This window comes from Halomonas sp. ND22Bw, assembly GCF_003011945.1.
GTDB classification, from domain to species: Bacteria; Pseudomonadota; Gammaproteobacteria; order Pseudomonadales; family Halomonadaceae; genus Halomonas; species Halomonas halophila.
This window is the reverse complement of the sequence record NZ_PXWD01001741.1, coordinates 1-238: the sequence shown is the minus strand read 5'-3', so window position 1 is coordinate 238 and position 238 is coordinate 1. Positions and strand designations below refer to the sequence as shown.

Below are 238 nucleotides of genomic sequence, written 5' to 3'. Positions count from 1 at the left end.
GATCACGAGGGCGATGCTTGCTGGCGCGATGCTGGTAACGGCGTGCAATACGGGGGCCGGCGTCGGCAAGGACGTCTCGTCGGCGGGCGACGCGGTCACCGACACCGCGAACGACGTCAAGAAGTAAACATCATCGTCCGTCCGCTGTCCGGCACATACCGGACGGCGGCGCGATGACCGCTTCTATTTGAATTACTGGATTATCGTTGAGCGTAGCCTAGGCGGTGGTGGCCATTGT

Annotated in this window: 1 protein-coding gene; it reads left to right on the top strand. The window is 61.8% G+C overall.

Features of this window, described 5'->3' with window-relative positions:
- Window positions 1–13 precede the first annotated feature (13 nt).
- Window positions 14–127 (top strand): entericidin A/B family lipoprotein, encoded by a 114-nt coding sequence (locus CVH10_RS24250; RefSeq protein ID WP_219925109.1) that lies wholly within the window; start codon window positions 14–16, stop codon window positions 125–127.
- Window positions 128–238: the final 111 nt, after the last annotated feature.

Excerpts from the sequence above, each read along its gene's own strand:
- CVH10_RS24250 (WP_219925109.1), top strand. The coding sequence starts at position 14 with ATGCTTGCTGGCGCGATGCTGGTAACGGCGTGCAATACGGGGGCCGGC.